This is a genomic window from Verrucosispora sp. SN26_14.1 (genome assembly GCF_004307965.1).
In the GTDB taxonomy this organism is placed as follows: domain Bacteria; phylum Actinomycetota; class Actinomycetes; order Mycobacteriales; family Micromonosporaceae; genus Micromonospora.
Genome location: NZ_SISL01000624.1, coordinates 1 through 2708, shown reverse-complemented (window position 1 = coordinate 2708; position 2708 = coordinate 1). Strand labels below are relative to the sequence as shown.

1 protein-coding gene is annotated in these 2708 nt (G+C 74.7%); it reads right to left on the bottom strand.

Annotated features, from left to right (window positions below; all coding sequences use genetic code 11):
• Positions 1-2708 (bottom strand): hypothetical protein (locus EYA84_RS30070; RefSeq protein WP_131057535.1); only part of this gene is annotated, 2708 nt, incomplete at both ends.

Below are 2708 nucleotides of genomic sequence, written 5' to 3'. Positions count from 1 at the left end.
TTTATAAGAGACCGGTTCAGGCCGGTGGGGGAGCGGGGCGCGACGCGCACCACCAGCGGGCGGCTCATGCCCTGGTCGCGCAGGCCCGCCGAGGCGCTGCCCCAGCGGTACTCCCAGCCGAGGTCGACCAGGCGGTTGACCACCGAGGCGGGACGTCCGTCGAGCGGGCTGACCTCGGTGGAACCGGTGGGTACGCCGGCCGGTCGGGTCGGGTCGAGCAGCCGGATGCTGTCGCCGAGCTTGAACGGCAGCGGTGGGGCCTCGGGGCGGAGCGCGATCAGCACGTCCTCGCCCGGGTCGACCCGGACGACCTGCTTCCAGCCGAGTTCACCGGGGTGCGGCGGCCGGATCCGACCGTCGCGGCCGACCCGGCTGATCACCTGCACGTCCAGCCCGTCGAATCGGACCGGGTGGGTGTGCCGTCCGGTGCCGCGTACCCGCCAGAGCTGGGTGCCGTCACCGGGTGCGCCGACCGGCACGGCCGGGTCGCTGACGTGCAGGTTCTCGGTGGCCGGGTCGGCGGGCCCGAGTGGCAGGGTGGGTTCGTCGAGCGGGCCGGCGTGTGGGTGGCCGACGCCGAGGCGGCCGGTGGCACGACCGTGCTCGGGGTCGAAGACCTGCCGGACGGCCTTGACCGCCAGCGGCAGCGTCACCGGTGTGGTGCCGCCGGTCGGCGTGAACGTGACGGCGGCGGCGTGCACCGGGATCCGGGTCGGCGCGGAGACCGTGCCGAAGCAGGCGTCGTAGGCGGGTTGAGGCACGATCGGCGGGCGCTGGCTGGCCGCGTACGCGCCGGGCAAACGCTCGCGCAGCCGGTCCAGGTCGTACGGGGACGCGGGCGTGCCGGAGACCCGGAACTGCATCAGGGTGCGAGTGTTCGGGCCGTACCCGGGGAGGGTCGGTGGGGCGCCGCCCTCGCCGGTGCGGTCCGAGTCTCCGGTGTGGTGGTCGTGCCGGTGGTCGAGGGCGGGCAGCGGGGCCGGGGCGTCGTTGTAGAGGATCAGGGTGCTGCCCGGCGCGACGGCGGCGAAGTCCACCAGCACGTCGGCGCGTTCGCCGGGTGCCAGCAGCAGGGCGTGGCCGTCGACGTTGAGCACGGTCGCCTCGCGCCGGTCGTACCGGAAACCGATCGGGCGGTTCGGGATCACCACCGGCTCGGGCAGCAGGCCGCACTCGTTGCCGATCCGGATCAGCTCCGGTCCGGCGGCGTCCGGGTCCGGTACGCCACCGGGGCGGCCGTCCGCCGGCCAGCCCGTCGGCCGGTCGGGTGACCGGACCGCGTCGACCATCGGCACCTCGCCGGCGTCGGCGTCGGCCAGCCGGCCCTCCGGTGTCCACATCGGGGCGTCCGAGGCGGCCCGGTAGAGCTGGAGGTTGAGCCACCGGTCGGTGCAGGCGTTCAGGATCCGCCACCGGTAGACCTTCGGCTCCACCGCCAGGTACGGGTACGCGGTGCCGTTGACCAGCACGGTGTCCCCGTACGCGGCGGGCACCGCGCTCGGGTGCGGCACCCCCGGCGCCTCCGGCGGCTCGTCCGGGTCGGTGACCGGGTCGTGGTGCGGGTTGGGCACGGTGGCGGCGGTGACCTCCGGTCCGACCGACACGGCGGTACGCGCCCACGGGCCGTAGTCCCAGCGGCCGGTGGGGTTGACGCCGTCCGGGCGGTGCGGGTCCTGCCGGGGTTGATAGACGTGCGGGTGCCAGAGGCTGCCGCGCGCGCCCCAGCGGCTGCGATCCCAGGTGGGGTCCTGGGCGGCGAGCTGCGCGTCGTCCGGCACGAAGGTCTTGTCCTCGAAGACCAGCGGGAGCTGCTCGCAGGGCAGCACCCCGTCGTCGACCAGCCGCTCCTGCGCCTCGTCGGTGAGCAGACAGAGCGCCACCTGTCCGGAGTAGACGGTCAGTCGGGACATTCCGGCGGTGTTGTCGTGGAACCAGAGCAGGCGACCGCTCTGCTCGTTCGGGAAGTAGAGCGTGGTGGCGCCCTGTCCCGGGTGCGGCATGTCGGGGACGTTCGTCAGCCCGACACCGGTCGGGTACGGGGTGATCTCCCCGGCCGGGGTGATCCACTGCCACGGGTTGCCGGCGCTGGCCCAACCGGTCGACGCGCCGCTGAGGTGCAGCACCGCCCGGTTCTGCGGGTACGGTGCCGGTCCGCCGAGCGGCCCGGTCCCGGCCCCCGGCACGGTCGGGTCGACCGGCAGGAAGAGGTCACCGGCCGGCCCGGCGGGAAGCTGGTTGATGAACTTGATCCGCACGGGTCGGCCGCGTCGGGCCAGCACCACCGGCCCGAGGTGCCAGGGCTGTCGGGGCGGTGCGACCGTGTTGTGCCCGTCGACGTCGGTGCCGAGGTTCAGTTGCCGGTAGCCGCGCAACCGGGTGGCCGGCAGATCGGTGTGCAGGCGCTGGGCGTACTCGGCGAGACCGATCTCGTAGTAGTCGCAGCCGGGGTAGCTGATGGTGTCCGGCACCGCGACCGGCAGGTGCGCGCCGAGCGGCGTACGCCCCAGCGGGCCGAGGCCGGGCAGCGGGTCGACGAACTTGCGGATGCCGGTGCCACCGACCACCGCGCCGTCGGCGTCCACCACCGGCAGCGGACTGTACGCGTGGTTCGGCACCGCGCCGAACATCCGGGGCACCGCCGCCGGGTCCAGGCTGGCCGGTACCGACGGGCGTCCGCCCGGCGCGCGCCGGGTCGGTGCGGGCGGTGC